This window comes from Vibrio olivae (assembly GCF_042428525.1).
Taxonomy (GTDB): domain Bacteria; phylum Pseudomonadota; class Gammaproteobacteria; order Enterobacterales; family Vibrionaceae; genus Vibrio; species Vibrio olivae.
Map to the genome: position 1 here is coordinate 202,939 of NZ_JBHMEP010000002.1, position 18,372 is coordinate 221,310.

Genomic DNA, 18,372 nt, shown 5'->3' on the forward strand with positions numbered 1-18,372 from the left:
TGATTAAATCATCAATAACAACCACCAATCGGCATTACTTTTTTCTTAAAGAAAATAAATCATCGTTACGAACACCAAAGACTTAATGATAAAATTTTCCGACTTCTCACTTACAGACGTTGAAAACTGCGTGTGAGCGCGGCACTCTGTTTTCGGGTCAACAAATTAGGACAAGAAAATGAAACTCAAAAACGTGGTATTGGGTACGTTATTAAGTACGCTGAGCTTTACGAGTTTGGCCGCTGTCACTATTCAGGTTCCAGATACCATCGATTTATTAGCCGCAAATGAAGCCAAGCCTGATATTTCGGGTGGTTTTTTTTCGTCATCCAACACCGTCACCCTGCCAGATGGCGAAAACCAAATCGTCTTTCGTTATAAATCTTATTTTAGCCAGGGAAATGATCGCATCGTAGTAGAAAGTGATGCGATTATCGCGACATTCAAGTCATCCGACAGCGAATTGAACTTTGAACTGCCTGATTATCAAAATCAGCAACAAGCACAAGAGCACATGGATAATCTGCAATGGCAGTTAGTTGACCAGTCTGGCGCGGCGGTTGAAGTTAACCAAGACAAGCTAATCAAAAAAGGGGTTCAGCTGGGTCGAGACTACCCAAGTGAAGCGAAAGCATATAATGCCAAAGGGGGTATTGCCGCGCTGAGTATAGTACAGTCACAACCCTCAGTTGCAACGAATCAAACTCCGGCAGACACCACAAATAATGCAGAAGAAATGCTGCATTTTTGGTACCAACGAGCGGATGCTGAAACCAAAGCAAAATTTAAGGCCTTCGTTAACCAACAATAATGCGCTAATTTCAAGCAATAATCCCTTATTTACCCGCGCCTATATGCAAATTTTTACAATTTGAATGGGCGCTCATTTCAACCACAAATTATCAGATTTACAACCTGAGTGTGATAACATCTAACTTTACGCTCATTTGATACTAACCCCATGTCAAACCTCATAAAATTTGGTTCAGTGTTACTTGCGCTTAGCGCCGGTTTTATCGCCGCAAAATGGTTCAACGCCCCTGTTCAACCCACCGACCTTAAGGCTCTGAATGATTACTGCGTGGTATCAAGCCAAACGTGCGTACAACAAAACGTGACCATCAAAGCAAATTCAGATACGGTACACCCCTTAATTCCATCTCAACTTTCTGTCACTTGGGTCGACACCGCTGCCAAGCAACTATTATTGACACTTGAAGGCCGTGAAATGGAGATGGGAAAAGTAAAGTTTATCTTGAACCGAACCTCTGGTGACCAATTCCAAGGTGAAGTGATTTTGCCGGTGTGCACCAGTGACGAAATGACTTGGGTTGGGGAGCTCAGTGATGGTTCAAGCTCTGTTAAGACCGCGATTAGGATGAAAAGATGAGTAAAAATTGGTCGTTGATATTAGTCGTTGCATTTGCTTTGGGGTTTGGAGTTTACAACTATCTCGAGACGCAGCCAGACAATAAATCAGCACAAGAAACGAAGACCTCGGATAAGCAAGCGCAAGATGACGGTAACGTTGTTTTATATGGTAAAGACAACCAGCCAGTCGACTTGTTCGACCCGAATGACACCCGAGTTCGCATTGTTTATTTTGGTTTTACTCGTTGTCCGGATGTCTGCCCGACGTCACTCGCCATGTTAGCGGGTGCGCTCAATCAGCTTGATGCCGATACCATTGCCAAAATCCGCCCAGTGTTTATTTCTCTTGATCCCGAACGTGATAATGCCCAAGCCTCTTATGAGTATGCGCAGTACTTCCATAAGCAGATCGAAGGATTATCGGCACCGCTTGATGTGACCACTCCCCTAGCTCATAAATATGGGGTTATTTTTCGAAAAACAGAGCTAAAAGACTCTGAACTTGAATACACTCTGGATCACAGCTCCTATTTCTATTTTCTAAAACCCGATGGTTCGATGATCACCAAAGTGCCGCATACGCTAACACCTGCACCGATTATTGACGCCATTAAAACCATCACTGAATAATCCCAATTCGCTCAACACATTATTTATAAAGGATAATTCGATGAAGCTTAAAGCTTTTCTACTTAGCAGCCTTGTTGCCGCGCCGTTGGCATTTGCCAACGCAGAAATTACCACTCAAGATACCTACGCGCGCGCGACGCCCCCAACAGCAGTGACGAGCGCGGTGTTTGGTAACATTCACAATAGTGGAGATCGCGCCCGAAATATCGTTTCGGTGAGTGTTGATGCTGCAGGAAAATCAGAACTGCATGATGTGATCATGGATGGCGAAATGATGAAAATGCGCCATGTGGACACCTTTGTAATTCCCGCCAATGGTAAGTTACCACTCAAACCCGGCGGACATCACATTATGATGTTTGATTTAAAGCATCCTCTTAAAGAAGGCCAAACCCTCAATGTGACCCTAACGTTCGCTAACGGTGAAAAGTACCAGTTCCAAGCGCCCGTCAAAAAAGTAATGGCAGGCATGAGCATGAACCACAACATGGATCATGGTAAAGAAATGGATCATGGCAAAATGGATATGCAGCACTAGTCACCCGCGACGTCACTGCACCAACCAATAGCAATAAAGCCGCCAATGTCATGATTGGCGGCTTTTGTCACTTTAAGCGCGCTTAATAATAAAATATCCCACCAAATCAGTGAGTAATATTAATGGTCATAAAGTAACAACTTGACAGTGAAATGAATCAAGATGCCTCATATTAAATAATTTTTCCCACTAATTTATACCTACATCTAGACACATTATTTCAGCACGATAGTATTAGCAGCCTTAGTCATAAAAGGCTTTGATAACAAGAAATCGAGAAACTATTCACTTCAGGAATAATTCTAATGCAACGCAACAATATTTTTGCCCGATTTGCACGAGGTAACCTCGTTTTGCAAATACTCGCTGGTATCCTTCTCGGGGTCATACTGGCGACGTTATCTCCAGAATCTGCACAAAACGCCGGGTTACTTGGTAGCCTATTTGTTGGCGCTTTAAAAGCGGTCGCTCCTATTTTGGTCTTCATTTTAGTGGCTGCTTCTATCGCGAATCAGAAGAAAAACCAGCATACTAATATGCGCCCAATCATTGTTCTGTACTTGATTGGCACCTTCAGTGCCGCGCTCACGGCCGTGGTACTGAGCTTTTTGTTCCCAACCGAGTTGACTTTGGTTGCTGGAGCACAGGGCACAACACCGCCACAAGGTATTGCAGAGGTGCTTAATACATTGCTGTTTAAGCTCGTCGATAACCCAGTAAGTGCGTTAATGAATGCTAACTACATCGGTATTTTGGCTTGGGCTATCGGTTTGGGTTTAGCACTTCATCATGCATCCGCGACCACCAAATCTGTTTTTGAAGACCTTAGCCATGGCGTATCACAAATTGTTCGCTTCATCATCCGTCTTGCGCCATTTGGTATTTTTGGCCTTGTTGCCTCCACCTTGGCAACGACAGGTTTCTCTGCTCTAGCGGGTTACGCCCATCTATTGGCGGTACTGCTTGGAGCGATGCTGATCATTGCGCTTGTGGTCAACCCACTGATCGTTTACATCAAGCTAGGCACTAACCCATACCCATTGGTGTTCCAATGTCTGCGTGAAAGTGGTGTCACGGCTTTCTTCACGCGTTCAAGTGCTGCCAACATTCCTGTCAACATGAATCTGTGTGAAAAGCTTGATCTGGATGAAGATACATATTCTGTGTCGATTCCACTGGGCGCAACGATTAACATGGCTGGTGCAGCAATTACCATCACCGTCTTGACGCTCGCGGCCGTACATACGCTCGGTGTTGAGATTGATATTCTGACTGCGATTTTGCTGAGCATTATTGCTGCAGTCTCAGCGTGTGGTGCCTCTGGCGTTGCAGGCGGCTCACTGCTGTTGATCCCTCTTGCCTGTGGGTTATTTGGCATTAATAACGAAGTCGCGATGCAAGTGGTCGCGGTCGGCTTTATTATTGGTGTGATTCAGGATTCAGCAGAAACTGCACTTAACAGCTCTACCGACGTGGTATTTACCGCTGCGGTATGTAAGTCAGTACAAAAAAGCTAATTCTTAATGTAAAAATAAAAAAGGCTCGTTGTTTAACGAGCCTTTTTTATTGGCGAAACCCCGCCTGAGACACCAAGTTAGCTGGGGTTTGGTTTATCCATTGAAGTATTAGAAAAATCGAGTTTAGATTTATCTTCTTGCTCTTGTTCTTGGTTTGAATTCGTCGATTCTTGATTGGTCTCTTCCAGTATATCCTCAACTTGCTGGGCATCGGCGACGACCTGTTCACCGCCCTGCATCAACTCATCTTGCTCTGTTAACGGCGAGCTTTCATAAAGAGGAATATCGCGTTTGTATAAACGGTTTAATGCTCGAATCAAAGCATGTTTGTTCACCTTATTTTCCCGCAACTTTCTGAGCATAGGTTTGGAAAGTGCCTGAAGTCCGACTACTGTATCTACGCCAATGGTTAACGCGACTTGGTCACGGCTGCGACGTGATTTAACATGCCCAAGTTGCGCCGCCATAAATAACCAGATATACGCTAGCGCATTACCATGCGGCCCTTGGTCAATCCATGCTTCGCCAGCTTGATACATGGCTTCGGTGTGGCCTTTTTCTGCGGCACGTTCAAGCCAATAGATACCGCGTTTGAAGTCCACCGCAGCGCCCACCCCTTGTAGAAAATTGAGGCCATATTTCATGCGCCCGGGGTTACTCTTCATCGCTGCAGCCCGTTTATACCATTGAAGTGATAATTTAGGGTCTGGGGCCGAGTTTTCTTGCGAGCGAAACCAATCACCCAAGAATAACATCGATTCAACGTGCCCACGTTCTGCCGCTTCTGTGATCACCTCAAGGGCTTTTACAACATCTTGGGCAACCCCACGTCCAGAATAGAGCGCTTGGCCCATTTGATATTTCTTTTCAAGATTACCTTCCATGGCAGCAATGCAGGTTTTCCAATATTTTGCTTGCTCTTTCAGCACCATGTCATCACTCATTTTGGCGCTAATACGCACGATACCGTACATGCCAGTCACATTATCAAGTGCTGCGGCTTTTCCATACCAATGAAGGGCTTCACGAATATTGGTGCGTTCGGCTTCTTTAGCCAGAAATAGAATCGTTGGAACATGGCCATTTTCCGCTTTGACTAAACGCTCTTCATGCTCTTTTTTGCGGTGTTTTTCTATCGCTTTTCGGTAAGCTATTTCACGCTCTTTACGCTCTTCTTCTAGGCGTTTTTTACGTAACGAAAGCACAAGCATCCAGGCAAACATTGAAAGCAATGTTAACCCTGCTGCACCTATCGCCATTCCAATAATATCCATTCGTTATACTTGCATCTCTTCAATAGATTGTTTATCGGCCGTTTAGCCAATAATTTGAGCCCTAATTGATTAATAAAAAGCGTTAGTTCAAAGCGCAAGTAAGCACTTTGTGTGTTGCGCTTCTACCTTATTAATAAATCTAGGCATTCAGTGCGAACTGTTAGACATATCGTACTAGAAGGCGGCTATCCAAATCTAAAGTTTAGTTGGTTAACATGATCGCTGCGACAAGGCCTTAATTTTAGAAGTAAAATTACACAGCAATCCACGTGAAATAATCGCTTATTCTGGTTTCATGAAAGCGTAAATTGCGATGAGATTATCTCAATTGAACGAAAACCAGAAAATTTGACCAAAAACAATGGCTGTGCTGATTAACTTATTTTATAATGAAAAATAACAACACTATTTGAACACGATAAAGAATTAGAGGCAAAACATGAGACTTATCCCGTTAAATAATGCCGAGCAAGTAGGTAAGTGGTCCGCGGCATATATCGCGCGTCGTATCAACGAATTCAATCCTACTGCCGAACGTCCATTTGTTCTCGGGCTACCAACAGGTGGCACTCCGCTAACGACCTATAAAGCGTTGATTGAACTATATAATGCTGGTGAAGTTAGCTTCAAACATGTTGTCACCTTTAACATGGATGAATATGTCGGTTTGCCTGCTGATCACCCTGAGTCTTACCGTTCATTCATGTTTAATAACTTCTTTAATCACGTAGATATCCAAGAGCAAAACGTTAACTTGCTCAATGGCAATACGGATGACCACGATGAAGAGTGCCGTAATTACGAAGCAAAAATGAAGTCTTATGGCAAAATTAACTTGTTTATGGGCGGCGTCGGTAATGACGGACACATCGCGTTTAACGAACCTGGTTCCTCACTCGCTTCGCGCACTCGTATCAAAACACTGACTCACGACACTCGTATTGCAAACTCTCGATTCTTTGATGGCGATATTTCTCAGGTGCCCAAATACGCATTGACCATCGGTGTGGGGACTTTGCTTGACGCGGAAGAAGTGCTCATTCTGGTGACGGGTCACAATAAAGCCCAAGCCCTGCAAGCTGCTGTGGAAGGGAGTGTTAATCATTTATGGACCGTTACCGCCCTACAATTACATCCCAAGTCAGTCATGGTGTGTGACGAGCCCGCCACGCAAGAGCTGAAAGTCAAAACGGTCAAATATTTCTCTGAACTCGAAGCGCAAAATATCGTTGGCTTCTAACGGTCTTATCTAGGACTTGTTGCTTCTTTAAAGGTCGCGTTTACAACGCGACCTTTATTTTTGTCTCGATTAAAGTCACATTTTTCTCGACTACGCCCCTGATTCACCATTTAAGGATGAGCTTATTCTCGTCAACCTCAACTAGGCTAGAAAGAGAGCTTAGCAGGGAGGCGCGTGATGCAATCTGGAAAATGTCATATTTACCAAGTTTTTACTCGCTTATTTGGTAACACTCAGACCCACAACCACTCTTGGGGTACGTTGGAACAAAATGGCGTGGGGAAATTCAGTGATTTTACGCCGTGTGCACTTGAGAAAATTAAAGCGCTTGGCATTACGCATATTTGGTATACCGGAGTCCTTCACCATGCCACCACCACTGATTACCAACGTTTTGGGATTACCAATGACCACCCTGCAATAGTCAAAGGACGTGCAGGCTCGCCCTATGCGATCAAAGACTACTACTCTGTCGATCCTGATTTAGCCGATAATCCCGCGCAGCGAAATCAAGAATTCAGTCAACTGATAGAGCGTACGCATCAAGCAGGATTAAAAGTCATCATCGACATTGTGCCCAACCACGTGGCGCGGTGTTATCAAGGCCTGAATAATCCACAGCACGTTGTTGATTTTGGTCATAACGACGACACTTCTGTCGCTTATCAACGTGATAACAACTTCTACTATCTACCTGATGAAGCGTTTCAGCTGCCTGAATTTCCAACGCGTTATCGGCCTTCTGGCGGCGAAGCGCATTCTCAGCTCAACGTACCTTTCAAAGAAGAGCCCGCCAAATGGACAGGCAATGGCGCAGCGCGCGCTCAGCCAAGCTTTGATGACTGGTTTGAAACGGTCAAGATTAACTATGGTATTAAGCCCGATGGCAGCCAAGATTTCACGCCATTGGACGATGCGTTTCGGCACCGCTCTTACGCTCAACACCTCGCGTTTTGGGACGAGCAGTCGCTGCCAGATTCATGGTACAAATTTGCCGATATCGTATGTTACTGGCTCGCTCAAGGTGTTGATGGATTTCGTTTTGATATGGCAGAGATGGTGCCCGTTGAATTTTGGAGCTACCTCAACAGCTTAATAAAAACCCAGCGCGCTGATACCGTACTGATAGCCGAAATCTATCAGCCCGATCGCTATGAGGATTATATTGAGCTGGGCAAAATGGATTATCTCTACAACAAGGTGGGGCTCTATGACCTATTACGTTCAATTGTCCAAGGCACCGCCTCCACATCTCAAATCGGCGCCTTAGAATGGCAGCAACGTAAGATGGCCGCGCATTTTGTCAATTTCTTAGAAAATCACGACGAACAGCGTATTGCTTCGCCGGCATTTGCTGGAGATGCCAAGCGTGCTTGCCCCGCCATGTTAGTGGCTTGCACGCTATCCCCAGCAGCGATGCTTATCTATTTCGGACAAGAAGTAGGAGAGCCTGCAAATGAAAATGCAGGTTTTGGTCAACCATCAAGAACCTCGATTTTTGATTACGTGGGTGTTCCTCATCACCAAAGATGGATGAACCAAGGACGATTTGATGGCGGCCTCCTTAATCACAATGAGCTTGAACTTAGGCAGTTTTATCAACGATTATTAAATCTGACGCTTCAATCTCCAGCAATGCAGGGCGATTATCATGACCTTTATGCGGCTAATTACGCACAGTTTGATGAATTACAGCATCGCCTGTTTGCGTTTGCCCGCTCAGCGCCTTCGCAAATTGTGATTATTGCGGTCAATTTTGACCACCAACATTCAAAACGCATCAATCTTTCTCTTCCACAGACGCTCGTCAAACATTGGCCACAAAACAGTGATGGCCTGTACCTGTATGACCATCTGAACGACGTGCGTTATCCACTGCATCTAAACCACGACGGCGCCTGTGTAAGCGTCGAATTTACGCCACTGTTTTGTGGCTATTTAGAACTGATTAAGGAGCCCGCATGACGTTTCCGTTTCTCTATCATGGTCAGAGCGAATTTTGGGTACAACGCCAACAAGGTTCGCTCACTCTGACTCTTGCCACTTCAGCACAAGATCAATACGATCATATTTATGTTCGCCATGAGCCAGATAATGAAGAGTATCTGGTTGAGATGTCGGTATTAAAAGAGACGTCTACGCTCATCTACTGGCAGGCAACGATTGCACTTAACACTGACAGCGACCTCACTCATTACAGCTTCAAAGCGATGGTCGGAATCCAACAATTTTGGCTAACGGGGCAAGGCATTAACCGCCGAATTCCTTCACGCGTATACCACTTTAAATATAACGCTGCCCACCAGCCACCAAACTGGGTAAAAAGCCAAATTTTTTATCAAATCTTCCCTGATCGCTTTGCCAATGGAAAACCAGAAATCAGTGTAAAAAGTGGCGAATATCAATTACTCAGTGGAAAACCATCACTACAAAAAGCCTGGGAAGAGCCGGTTGGTGGGCACGATAATAGTGGGGCCAGTGAGTTTTATGGTGGTGATCTGTTTGGCGTGGAACAAAAAATCGAGTATCTACAACAACTGGGCGTGACTGCACTTTATCTTAACCCGATATTCTCAGCGCCCAGTAACCACAAATACGACACCACCGATTACTACCACGTTGACTCGCACCTTGGTGGCAATGAGCAGTTTGCCTCGCTGTGTACAACCGTTCATCAGCGCGGCATGAAGGTTATGCTCGATGCGGTCTTTAACCATACGTCTACCGAACATCCTTGGTTTGATAAACCGGGAAAACAAACCACAGCTGGCGCGTATCAATCCCCAAGTTCACCTTACCGCGATTATTACTTTTTTGAAGGCGATACGAATCATTACATTGGTTGGAAAGGCATCGACTCGCTCCCAGTATTAAACTTCCAAAATCAGCAAGTCCGTGACACGATTTATCAGTCCGATGATTCCGTTATCAAGCACTGGTTGCGCGCACCGTATCATGTTGATGGTTGGCGCTTTGATGTTATCCATATGCTCGGAGAAGGCTCAGGCGCCAAAAACAATGCTCACTACGTCAAAGCATTCCGTCACTCTGCCAAGCAAGTCAACCCGGACTGTTATATCCTTGGTGAGCACTTTTTTGAAGCCACCCAGTGGTTACAAGGCGATCAAGAAGATGGCTCAATGAACTATTTCGGATTTGCCCATCCGCTTCGCGCCTTGTTAGCTAATATCGATGTCAGTTGGGATCCAATCGAAATTGATGTTGGCGAATTCTGCACTTGGCTCGACCAAGCTCGCGCTAGCATTCCTTGGCAAAATCAATTAGCTCAGCTCAACCAATTAGACAGTCACGACACACGCCGTTTTATGACCATGGTTAATGGTGATAAAGCTCGATTCCATATCGCTGCGGCGTTTTTATTTACCTACGTTGGCACGCCTTGCTTGTATTACGGAACCGAAGTGGGGCTGGAAGGAAGCGACGACCCAGACAACCGCCGCTGCATGCCTTGGCATCAATTAGAAACCTCAGAACACCTTCCGTTTTTCCAACGCTTAATGACACTGCGCAAACACTGCGCTGCGCTGCAGCAAGGCGATTTTCAGTGGCTGAATCAATCATCGCAAGGCATTGTATTTGCACGCCACCTCGGTTCGCAAATGGTTGTGTTTGCGATGAATGTTAGCCAAAGCCCCGCCACTTTCCGCGCGCCAATATGGCAAACAGGATCAGAGCTTAACCAGTTCTACGACTTCACAGATGGTGTGCCTATGACGGTTTGTGACGGTGAACTCACCATCACCATAGACGCGCAGCAGTTTAGGATTTTGACTTCACACCCTTTTTACGGGTAAAAAAAGCTCCCACATTTGGGAGCTTTTATTGAGTGTTTAACGGCTTATTTGCTATTCACGGCTTTAATAAACACTTCCTGCGCGCCCTCTACACCTAGCGCTTTGGCTTCGTCCAGCAAACCAAGGGCTTTCGGCAAGTTGTTTTCTTTAACCGCTTGAGTGATGGCATTGGTGTAGTAGCTTTGAGTATCAGGTTGTACGGCTTCCACTGCGCGCTGAGCTTGGTCACTAGACGTAACGTTTTGCTCTGCGTTGTCATTACTCGTCAATGATGAGAAAAAGCTTGGTCCAGCGACCTCAAGCTCGATGGTGCCCGTTAAGCTGTGCGGAACCGGAATATCTTTCATTTCTGGCATATAGTTACCACGAGCTTCTGCATCCAATCGTGCAGGATGAATCACTCCGGTAGAGCCATCTAAATCAGACTTCTTGGTATAAACCACTAAGTACAAGGTTTGATAACCACGAGGCGGGAAGAAATCGATATCCGCCACTAAACGGTTACCGAGATTCAGGCGTGGCTTCACATATTCAAAACTGCTGTCATCGTATTGCTCAATCACCTGACCTTGTTCATCAGTGATCATTGCATAAGGGTAAAATACTGAATCTTTTATTTCACTAGTGATCGTCAGTGACATGCGACCGCGGTCAGCAGGGATCGCAAATACCGCCACCGGGCTATCAATGGTTTGATTGTTCAAATACTGGGTATTAGCGGTAATCGCTACTCGGGTGACACTCGGTAACTTTACTTGTGTTGCCGATAACTGAGAAATGCGAGAGGCTTGAGAAGACGTTGCTGGCTGTTGCTCAACAACTGAAGCAGATTGGCAGCCTGTTAGGGCGATACAGCCCCCTAAAAGTAAAGCGCGTAAATACATAGAGTGTTTCCTTTGTTATTTTTTTAAAGACTCTCATAAACCTTTAAAAAAATAGCCGACATAAGTCGGCTATTTACACTATGGACTTAATTTATTTAGGACTTTTAGTGGATTACCACCAAGCTTCTACTTGGATGCCGACAACAACATCATTATCTTCACCGGCTTGAGTTTCAGTTGCTCCAAATGAATCGCTTTCCAAGTCTTTCAAGTAAGAAGCGTAAATACGCAATTCTGGACGTGCCCAGAAGTTATCACCCATTGCCCAAGTTTGAGCCACTGTAAATTTAGCCCCACCGAAATCTTCTTTCGCTAAGCCACCATTGGCGATACGATCACCTGAGTTATAGCCGGCTTCAAAGACAGTGCGCATTGTATCATTCCATTTGTACATAGGGCGCACGACGGCCGTAAACTGACTAAGGTCAAACTGCTGCCCAGTATAATCACCATCACTATTAGTACCACCGATATCTGAACCAACGGTATAACCTAGTTGGTGGCCCAGTTCCCATGACTGCCCTAAAGAAACTACACCCCAGTTCAAGAATCGAAAACCATTGGCATCGTCTTGCGCACCTGAACGGTCATAATAAGAGCCTGCACCACCTAAACGGTATGCTTGTTCACCATATGACGCTGTACCATATTGAAGAATCGTTTGGTTAAAACCAAAAGAAAGATTTTGATGAATGATCGCGGTTGCTAAAACACCATCATCAGCTTCACTGTTACCATTCGCTGTTTCTGTAGCAAAGTTATATACGGCAGCAAGCTCCAATGAAGCATCATTCCACAAGCTAATACCAGCTAGGCGAGCATCAACTTTGTAACCTGCATAATCAGAATCTTCTCCATCTTGAAGAACTGCGAACGAGAATTTTTGATTACCAATAGATACATTTTCAATACCACCACCGGTACCAGAAGTATCTAAGAAATAAGTATCTGTAATATGAATATCTTTACGTTGGTAGTATCGCTTACCAGCCCACAACACAGCTTCTTTGTCACTAGCGAACAAACCTTTAGCCTGAACATTAAACTGCGCTACATTAAAATCACCGTCTTGCCAACCACTGGCACCTGAATTGCTCGAAGCAATCATTGACTCAATTCGCCAATTTTGCTCACCAGTTTTTAACTCTTCAGAAAAACCAAACTCAGAATAGTTGTCGTCTTCATTACCCAAACGGCCAATACCATTTTTCATAAACGAGATGTCGCCACCATCGTTGTTACTGATGCCAGTACCAGCGCGCATATAACCATTAAAATCAACTGCGAACGCAGAACCTGCAGCGAGAGTAGCGGCCACTGCGGCAGCAATTACACTTACTTTTTTCATTTTAAACTCCATATAGGGCTTTTATTTTTTATCTTGCGCATTTCGACTCATTGACCATCGCTTCATAAAGGCAGAAATGAAGAGACAACAACATGAGTGGTAAGACGGAGCATCAAGTCACATGGTAACAAGTTGCTCGTATTTTGTTTCGACGTAGGAAAGATTACCCAAGGAGTAGATGGCTGACTTCCTCCACCCAAAACTAATTTGAGGGGGATGAGAAAGGAGGAGAAAAAAGCGCTAACCTGCTTTTTAAGGGGCCAATCACAAATTTGAGGCGGAGGATCTGGCTTGATGATCAGGTTTTAAGCGACAAAGTGATAATCGGCTCACTTTTTTCAGCTTTTATGTCCCTAAAATGAAATAAAATTACACTGAAAAATATCCTCTAGGGCGCTTGACCGAAATCACATCAAGCCTTTTACTTAGTATTTAATAAGTTAAAAAGAAGAAACGACAATCAATGACTATGCAGTGCGCTCGCCCTTTTCCTTTAGGTGCCACACTCGACAAGCACGGGTGTAATTTTTCGATTCATGCGCCAAAGAAAGCCTCGCTCTCTCTGGCCATTTTTGATCAAGACAACGGCTATCAAAGCTACCCGCTCACCGAAGAGTACGCAGGGGTTCGCTACACCTATCTTGAAAACATTAAGCCGGGAACACGATATGGTTACGTACTCGAAGTTGATGACGAACTCTACTACCTCGCTGACCCTTACGCCAAAGCGCTTGATAGCGCTCTGCATTATATTCCACCGTTTGATGCCCAGAAAAGCTTTGAGCTGGCCAAGTGCGTTGTCACCGAGGATACGTTTGATTGGCAAGGCGTAGAAAAACCCTGTCGTCCTCTTGATGACGTCATTCTCTTTGAAACCCACGTGAAAGGCGTATCGAATCTTAACCCTGATATCGAATCTCAATACCGTGGACGCTATCTGGGGCTGGTCAGCGAAGCCATGCTGAGGTTCTATCGTGAGCAAAACATCAATACGCTACAACTGCTGCCCATCACCGCCTGTATGCACGAACCTCACCTATTGAGTAATGATATGGTGAATTATTGGGGGTACAACCCGTATGTCTTTATGGCGCCCGATCCTCGTTATGCCGACCAAGATGCGATTAACGAGTTAAAAACCGCAATTCGAGAACTGCATAGAAACAACATAGAAGTCATCATGGATGTGGTTTACAACCATACCGCAGAAGGTGGAGAAGGCGGCCCGGTATTCAACCTTAAAGCGCTTGATGATGAGTATTACATCAAACACGGGGAACATTTTGCCAACTTCACTGGCTGTGGCAATACGCTCGACCTCGCTTATCAACCCTCGCTCAACCTGGTCATGGACACCCTACGCCACTGGGTAAGCGAATATAAAATCGATGGGTTTCGTTTTGATTTAGCGGCAACGCTGGGTCGAGAAGGTGATAACTTCAATCGCAATTCTGCTTTCTTTAAAGCCGTGGCTCAGGATCCAGTACTGAAACAAGTTAAATTGATAGCAGAACCTTGGGATATCGGGCCAAATGGCTATCAGGTTGGTAATTTTCCTTTCGGATGGAATGAATGCAATGACCGTCTTCGCGATATAACGCGCAGCTTTTGGCGAGGCGACCAAGGCTATCTAAAGGAATTTGCGACTCGTTTAATGGGCTCTCGCGATCTCTACAGTGCCGCTTGTTGGCCATTTCGTATGACGGTCAACTACATCACCTATCATGACGGTTTTTGTATGCAAGACCTTGTCAGCTACAAACATAAGCACAATGAAGCGAACGGTGAGCAAAATCGCGACGGGCACGGGGATAATCGCTCACATAACTATGGCGTCGAAGGGCCAACGGATAACTCCACTATCATCGCCAAACGAGAAAAGCAAAAACGCAATTTTATGGCGAGCTTACTGTTCTCGTTCGGAATTCCACATATTTTGACCGCTGACTTACTGTCCCACACTCAACAAGGCAACAATAACGCCTACTGCCAAGATAACGAACTGAGCTGGTTGAGCTGGGAAATGACGCCACGTAAAGAGGCTTTTAAGCAATGGGTTGCGGAAATGGTCGTGGCAAGGCAAGAGTATATGGTGCCGTTTATCCAAGCCTTTAGCGGCGAAAGGCGCAATAACAATCGAATCTACTGGCGGCGAGTAAACGGCGAAATCATGCAACATGACGACTGGAACCGTTTAAGCTCTGTCGCCCTGCATATGGGGATCGATGAAGCAGGCGATGAACTTTTTTACTGCATTAATCAAACCAAAGCGCCCGCCCGATTCACGCTTCCCGATGAGACAGAACAAGAATGGGTAATGATATGCCATACCGATCATCATAATGTCCATCAAACCATTGATCACAAGCAGGTATTAATTGCACCCGAGTCAATGGCGATTTTCTACCACTCGACCACAAGTGATGCATAACCCCACCAGACTTTGAGCCATTGGAAACGGAAGATGGCTCAAAGATCGTGCGCTCTAAATTTGTATTCAATGATAAAAGTGGGAAACAATGGCGCATTACTTTTTCAACTTTTGAGCTTTTACGGTGAACAAACTCTCCACCTCAGCGCTCGCGAAGCAGCGTGGTATTTCAGCAAAGCAACTGTTTGAGACGTTAGCCAACGCGGGCTATATCAATCGCTATCAAGAACAGTGGCTACTCACCCCGCTTGGAACAAAAATGGGGGGAGAATATGCTCAGCATAAAAAATTTGGTCAATTCATTGCCTGGCCAGCGAATCTTATTATCGACCTTGATCACACAGCGCAAACCCATCTAAGCGCGACGCAAATTGGTGAGCGCCTCAAGCTCAACGCGAAAAAAGTCAATCAGTTACTCAATGAATTAGGTTGGATGGAAAAGGGAGAACACGGCTGGCAATTAACCCAACTCGGTGCCAGTGTTGGTGGGCAACAGAAACAAGATAAAACTTCACAAAACTATTTTATCGTTTGGCACGATTCGATCATTAAAAATAAACGCTTTAAACAATCGGTAACCGAGTTTCTTGGTCAAGACGCCGAGTTGCACGCGACAGATAAATCCATTTCAAGCTTTCGACAAAAGTTTGAAGCCAAGCACCGCACCTTGGATGGCCATTATGTGCGAACCGTGGGGGAATTGCTGATCGATAATTGGCTTTACGTAAATGGTATTGTTCACGCATATGCGCGCCAGTTGCCGATTGAAGATGATATGGTTTGCGACTTTTATTTACCGGCAGGAAAAGTGTACTTGCAGTACTGGAGCGAAGCGCATGGCGCGCAAACCGAGTCTCAACGTCAGCAGATTCGAGATGTATATCACCAACATAACTTTGCGCTCATTGAAGTGAGTGAGCAAGAAGTGCATCAACTCGACGAAGTGCTGCCAAAACGCCTTCGCCGATACGGGATTCGCGCGTATTAAAAAGCCCTTGCGCTCAAGCACAAGGGCCCCCAAAAACCATTGACCTACTCAGCGAAAACGCGCCGCGCCAGCACGCTCTTTTGAGACCACCGTTTTACCGATAGGCGCAAGTGAAATAGCCGCCAGCTTTAGATGTTGCAACGCAAACGGAATACCAATAATGGTCACAAAGCAAGCGACCGCCGAGACAATATGACCAATCGCCAGCCAAATCCCAGCCAGTAAGAACCAAATCACGTTACCGATAAACCCCACAGGGCTAGTACCAATATCCAATTGATTGGTTAACTCACTCCGAGAAATCGCTTCTTTGCCAAACGGAAAGAATGAAAAGGTCCCGATAACAAAGCATGATTTCCCCCAAGGAATACCAATGATGCTAATAAACGCTAACAAACCAAACATCCACCACAACAGCCCCATGACCACGCCGCCGCACAAGAACCAAATTATATTTCCAATCGTACGCATATCTGCTCCCATATTATTATTCGCCTATCATGCGTGACTGCTCGACCTACAAGGTAAACGCGGTGTCATATTTTGACCAAAAACCCTAAAAACTCGCTCCCTAATACTGAATCACTCCGTTATAGACTGCAGTGGCACCGCTTACTAGACATAATAGCAACGCCCCTGCGCGAATTTTTTCTTTCGGTAAACTTTGCGTGGTAAAAATGGCCAATTTATATCCGAGCCAAGCCGCTGGAATTAACGGTATCGTCAGCCACAGATGATGTAAGGTGAGATACCCAGTAGGCAGTTGGATGATCAGTGAAATGATGGAACTGAACACAAAAAACGCCGAGAGATTACCGCGCAGCTGATTGGCTTCTTGATGTTGTAGCAGCAAGGCCATTGGCGGCCCACCGATCGCCGAACTGGTCCCAAAGAAACCAGAGAAAAATCCGGCGACTGCCATTCTTGCCGGTGTTGGCTCAACGCGAAATGGCAGTAAACTGACCACCACAGCAAACAACACCAGCAGCCCTAACCACAAAGACAGCAACTGGGTCGACACCATGACTAACAGAACGCCACCAGCAATCGACCCAGGAATACGTCCAATCAAGGCCATTTTTAGCCCACCAATTTCAACGCTGGCGCGATGTCTCAGCGCACTGAGCAACGAAATAAATAGCGCCGTGATGGTAATGGGTGCCGGAACGTAATCAGGTGAAACCATAAAAAGCAGCGGCGCAGCCACCACCGCCAAACCAAACCCAATCGCGGTTTGAACAAATGACCCGAGAAAAATCAAAAACATGGCGATTAACGCCTGCGAGCTTAGCCAATCAGACACACATATTCCTCAACTAATCAATCACACCGACTTAGGATTGGCGCATCTTACGCCAATTGCCCAATAACCTGCTCATAAATCGCGTCAGCCAAGCGATGCGTAGCGATATTGCGTTCGACCACTTCGCTGGCCACCGTGCCGGTGTTAACACAAGCAACCCAATCATTAATCATCGCGCTAAAGCCTTTAGTGGCCAGCATTGGTGTCCAATCTTTGACTTTAAGATGGCGCTCTTCACTTGATTTCCACTCTCGCCCCTCAACAAAAGAATCAAACTCAAAAGCATGATTGTCATAACAAGCAGACACTCGCTCACTGGTGGTGCCAAACTGGCGATTCATTGACGCGCACAACAAAGTAGAGCCACTCTCCCAACTGACATCAATTCGAGCCAGTTGCTGCCCTTGAGTTTGGACACGCACATCAACATCGCGTAAATCACTCTGATGGTTAAGATTGACGCTATCCAATGGGTGGATAAAGTCGTCGAAAATAAATGTTTGAATATCGCCTGGGTGCGCGCAGCGATGCTTTTCCCAGCGTAATGAACGCAAAGCGCCCAGTCTTTGCTCGGCGAGCTCGGGAATGTATTGGTTATACAGCGGAATATGCCGACGATTGAACCCAACATACAGTGGCTGCTGCTGACGTGTTGCAAGGGTATAAAGCTGTTCTACTTGAGCGGCATTATCACAAAGCGGTTTGTCGACAAACGTTGGAATCCCCTGCTCAAGGAAAAATGAAGCAATCTCGAAATGAACGTGGGTTGCCGCATGAATCATCACCGCATCGACGTTCATGGCTGGCAATTGGCGGTAATCTTGACACGTCTCGGCAATACGGTACTTCCCAGCTAACGCGGCAAGCGTTTGCGGGTCACGGGTACAAAATACCAACTCAAGGTCATCGCGTTGCGTGATCACAGGCAAATACGCTTTCTGCGCAATATCACCTAATCCGACAATTCCTATTTTCATCATTCACTCCTTCAGACGGCCGCATCTTAATACACAATGCCAGTCACTCTACCGCT

The 18,372-nt window shown here is 45.6% G+C and carries 16 protein-coding genes; 10 read left to right on the plus strand and 6 right to left on the minus strand.

Annotated features, from left to right (window positions below; all coding sequences use genetic code 11):
- The first annotated feature begins 178 nt into the window (after nucleotides 1–178).
- The 5 genes from ACFFUV_RS10775 to sstT all read left to right on the plus strand — a co-directional run bounded on the left by ACFFUV_RS10775 (nucleotide 179) and on the right by sstT (nucleotide 4,056).
- Complete coding sequence (locus tag ACFFUV_RS10775; RefSeq protein ID WP_390192322.1) at nucleotides 179–811, plus strand: DUF2057 family protein; 633 nt, start codon at nucleotides 179–181, stop codon at nucleotides 809–811.
- 150 nt (nucleotides 812–961) lie between these two features.
- Complete coding sequence (locus ACFFUV_RS10780; protein ID WP_390192324.1) at nucleotides 962–1,390, plus strand: protein kinase family protein; 429 nt, start codon at nucleotides 962–964, stop codon at nucleotides 1,388–1,390.
- The gene (locus tag ACFFUV_RS10785; RefSeq protein WP_390192326.1) at nucleotides 1,387–2,001 is read left to right on the plus strand and encodes an SCO family protein; all 615 of its coding nucleotides are present in this window, start codon (nucleotides 1,387–1,389) and stop codon (nucleotides 1,999–2,001) included. Before ACFFUV_RS10780 ends, ACFFUV_RS10785 begins: the two co-directional genes overlap by 4 nt.
- Before the next feature lie 40 nt (nucleotides 2,002–2,041).
- Nucleotides 2,042–2,539 (plus strand): copper chaperone PCu(A)C, encoded by a 498-nt coding sequence (locus ACFFUV_RS10790; RefSeq protein ID WP_390192328.1) that lies wholly within the window; start codon nucleotides 2,042–2,044, stop codon nucleotides 2,537–2,539.
- 305 nt (nucleotides 2,540–2,844) lie between these two features.
- Nucleotides 2,845–4,056: a serine/threonine transporter SstT gene (gene sstT, locus ACFFUV_RS10795; protein WP_390192331.1), complete on the plus strand. Its 1,212-nt coding sequence runs from the start codon at nucleotides 2,845–2,847 to the stop codon at nucleotides 4,054–4,056.
- Nucleotides 4,057–4,133: 77 nt separating this feature from the next.
- Here the strand turns inward: sstT and ACFFUV_RS10800 are convergent, their stop codons facing one another.
- Nucleotides 4,134–5,330 carry a tetratricopeptide repeat protein gene (locus ACFFUV_RS10800; RefSeq protein WP_390192334.1) on the minus strand — a complete coding sequence of 399 codons (1,197 nt, stop codon included), beginning with the start codon at nucleotides 5,328–5,330 and terminating at the stop codon, nucleotides 4,134–4,136.
- Nucleotides 5,331–5,769: 439 nt separating this feature from the next.
- Between ACFFUV_RS10800 and nagB the strand changes: the two genes are divergently transcribed.
- The 3 genes from nagB to malZ all read left to right on the plus strand — a co-directional run bounded on the left by nagB (nucleotide 5,770) and on the right by malZ (nucleotide 10,385).
- Nucleotides 5,770–6,570, plus strand: coding sequence for a glucosamine-6-phosphate deaminase (gene nagB / locus ACFFUV_RS10805; RefSeq protein WP_390192336.1), 801 nt, complete (start codon nucleotides 5,770–5,772; stop codon nucleotides 6,568–6,570).
- 177 nt (nucleotides 6,571–6,747) lie between these two features.
- Nucleotides 6,748–8,535, plus strand: coding sequence for an alpha-amylase family protein (locus ACFFUV_RS10810; RefSeq protein ID WP_390192339.1), 1,788 nt, complete (start codon nucleotides 6,748–6,750; stop codon nucleotides 8,533–8,535).
- Nucleotides 8,532–10,385 (plus strand): maltodextrin glucosidase, encoded by a 1,854-nt coding sequence (malZ, locus tag ACFFUV_RS10815; protein WP_390192341.1) that lies wholly within the window; start codon nucleotides 8,532–8,534, stop codon nucleotides 10,383–10,385. The genes ACFFUV_RS10810 and malZ overlap by 4 nt, the downstream gene beginning before the upstream one ends.
- A gap of 44 nt (nucleotides 10,386–10,429) precedes the next feature.
- Here the strand turns inward: malZ and ACFFUV_RS10820 are convergent, their stop codons facing one another.
- Both ACFFUV_RS10820 and lamB read right to left on the minus strand, forming a co-directional pair.
- Nucleotides 10,430–11,269: a MalM family protein gene (locus tag ACFFUV_RS10820; protein WP_390192343.1), complete on the minus strand. Its 840-nt coding sequence runs from the start codon at nucleotides 11,267–11,269 to the stop codon at nucleotides 10,430–10,432.
- Nucleotides 11,270–11,381: 112 nt separating this feature from the next.
- Nucleotides 11,382–12,617 (minus strand): maltoporin LamB, encoded by a 1,236-nt coding sequence (gene lamB, locus ACFFUV_RS10825; protein ID WP_390192346.1) that lies wholly within the window; start codon nucleotides 12,615–12,617, stop codon nucleotides 11,382–11,384.
- Nucleotides 12,618–13,080: 463 nt separating this feature from the next.
- On the opposite strand from lamB, the gene glgX reads away from it, so the two are divergent.
- Both glgX and ACFFUV_RS10835 read left to right on the plus strand, forming a co-directional pair.
- The gene (glgX, locus tag ACFFUV_RS10830) at nucleotides 13,081–15,048 is read left to right on the plus strand and encodes a glycogen debranching protein GlgX (RefSeq protein ID WP_390192348.1); all 1,968 of its coding nucleotides are present in this window, start codon (nucleotides 13,081–13,083) and stop codon (nucleotides 15,046–15,048) included.
- 124 nt (nucleotides 15,049–15,172) lie between these two features.
- A complete protein-coding gene (locus ACFFUV_RS10835) occupies nucleotides 15,173–16,036 on the plus strand; it encodes a glycerol kinase (protein WP_390192349.1) in 864 nt (287 codons plus the stop codon).
- Nucleotides 16,037–16,084: 48 nt separating this feature from the next.
- On the opposite strand, the gene ACFFUV_RS10840 is transcribed toward ACFFUV_RS10835, so the two are convergent.
- The 3 genes from ACFFUV_RS10840 to ACFFUV_RS10850 all read right to left on the minus strand — a co-directional run bounded on the left by ACFFUV_RS10840 (nucleotide 16,085) and on the right by ACFFUV_RS10850 (nucleotide 18,316).
- Nucleotides 16,085–16,507: a YccF domain-containing protein gene (locus tag ACFFUV_RS10840; protein WP_390192350.1), complete on the minus strand. Its 423-nt coding sequence runs from the start codon at nucleotides 16,505–16,507 to the stop codon at nucleotides 16,085–16,087.
- Between the two features lie 100 nt (nucleotides 16,508–16,607).
- On the minus strand, nucleotides 16,608–17,303 hold the full coding sequence (locus ACFFUV_RS10845) for a sulfite exporter TauE/SafE family protein (RefSeq protein ID WP_390193271.1): 696 nt from the start codon (nucleotides 17,301–17,303) through the stop codon (nucleotides 16,608–16,610).
- 83 nt (nucleotides 17,304–17,386) lie between these two features.
- Nucleotides 17,387–18,316, minus strand: coding sequence for a Gfo/Idh/MocA family protein (locus ACFFUV_RS10850; protein WP_390193274.1), 930 nt, complete (start codon nucleotides 18,314–18,316; stop codon nucleotides 17,387–17,389).
- Between the last annotated feature and the right edge of the window lie 56 nt (nucleotides 18,317–18,372).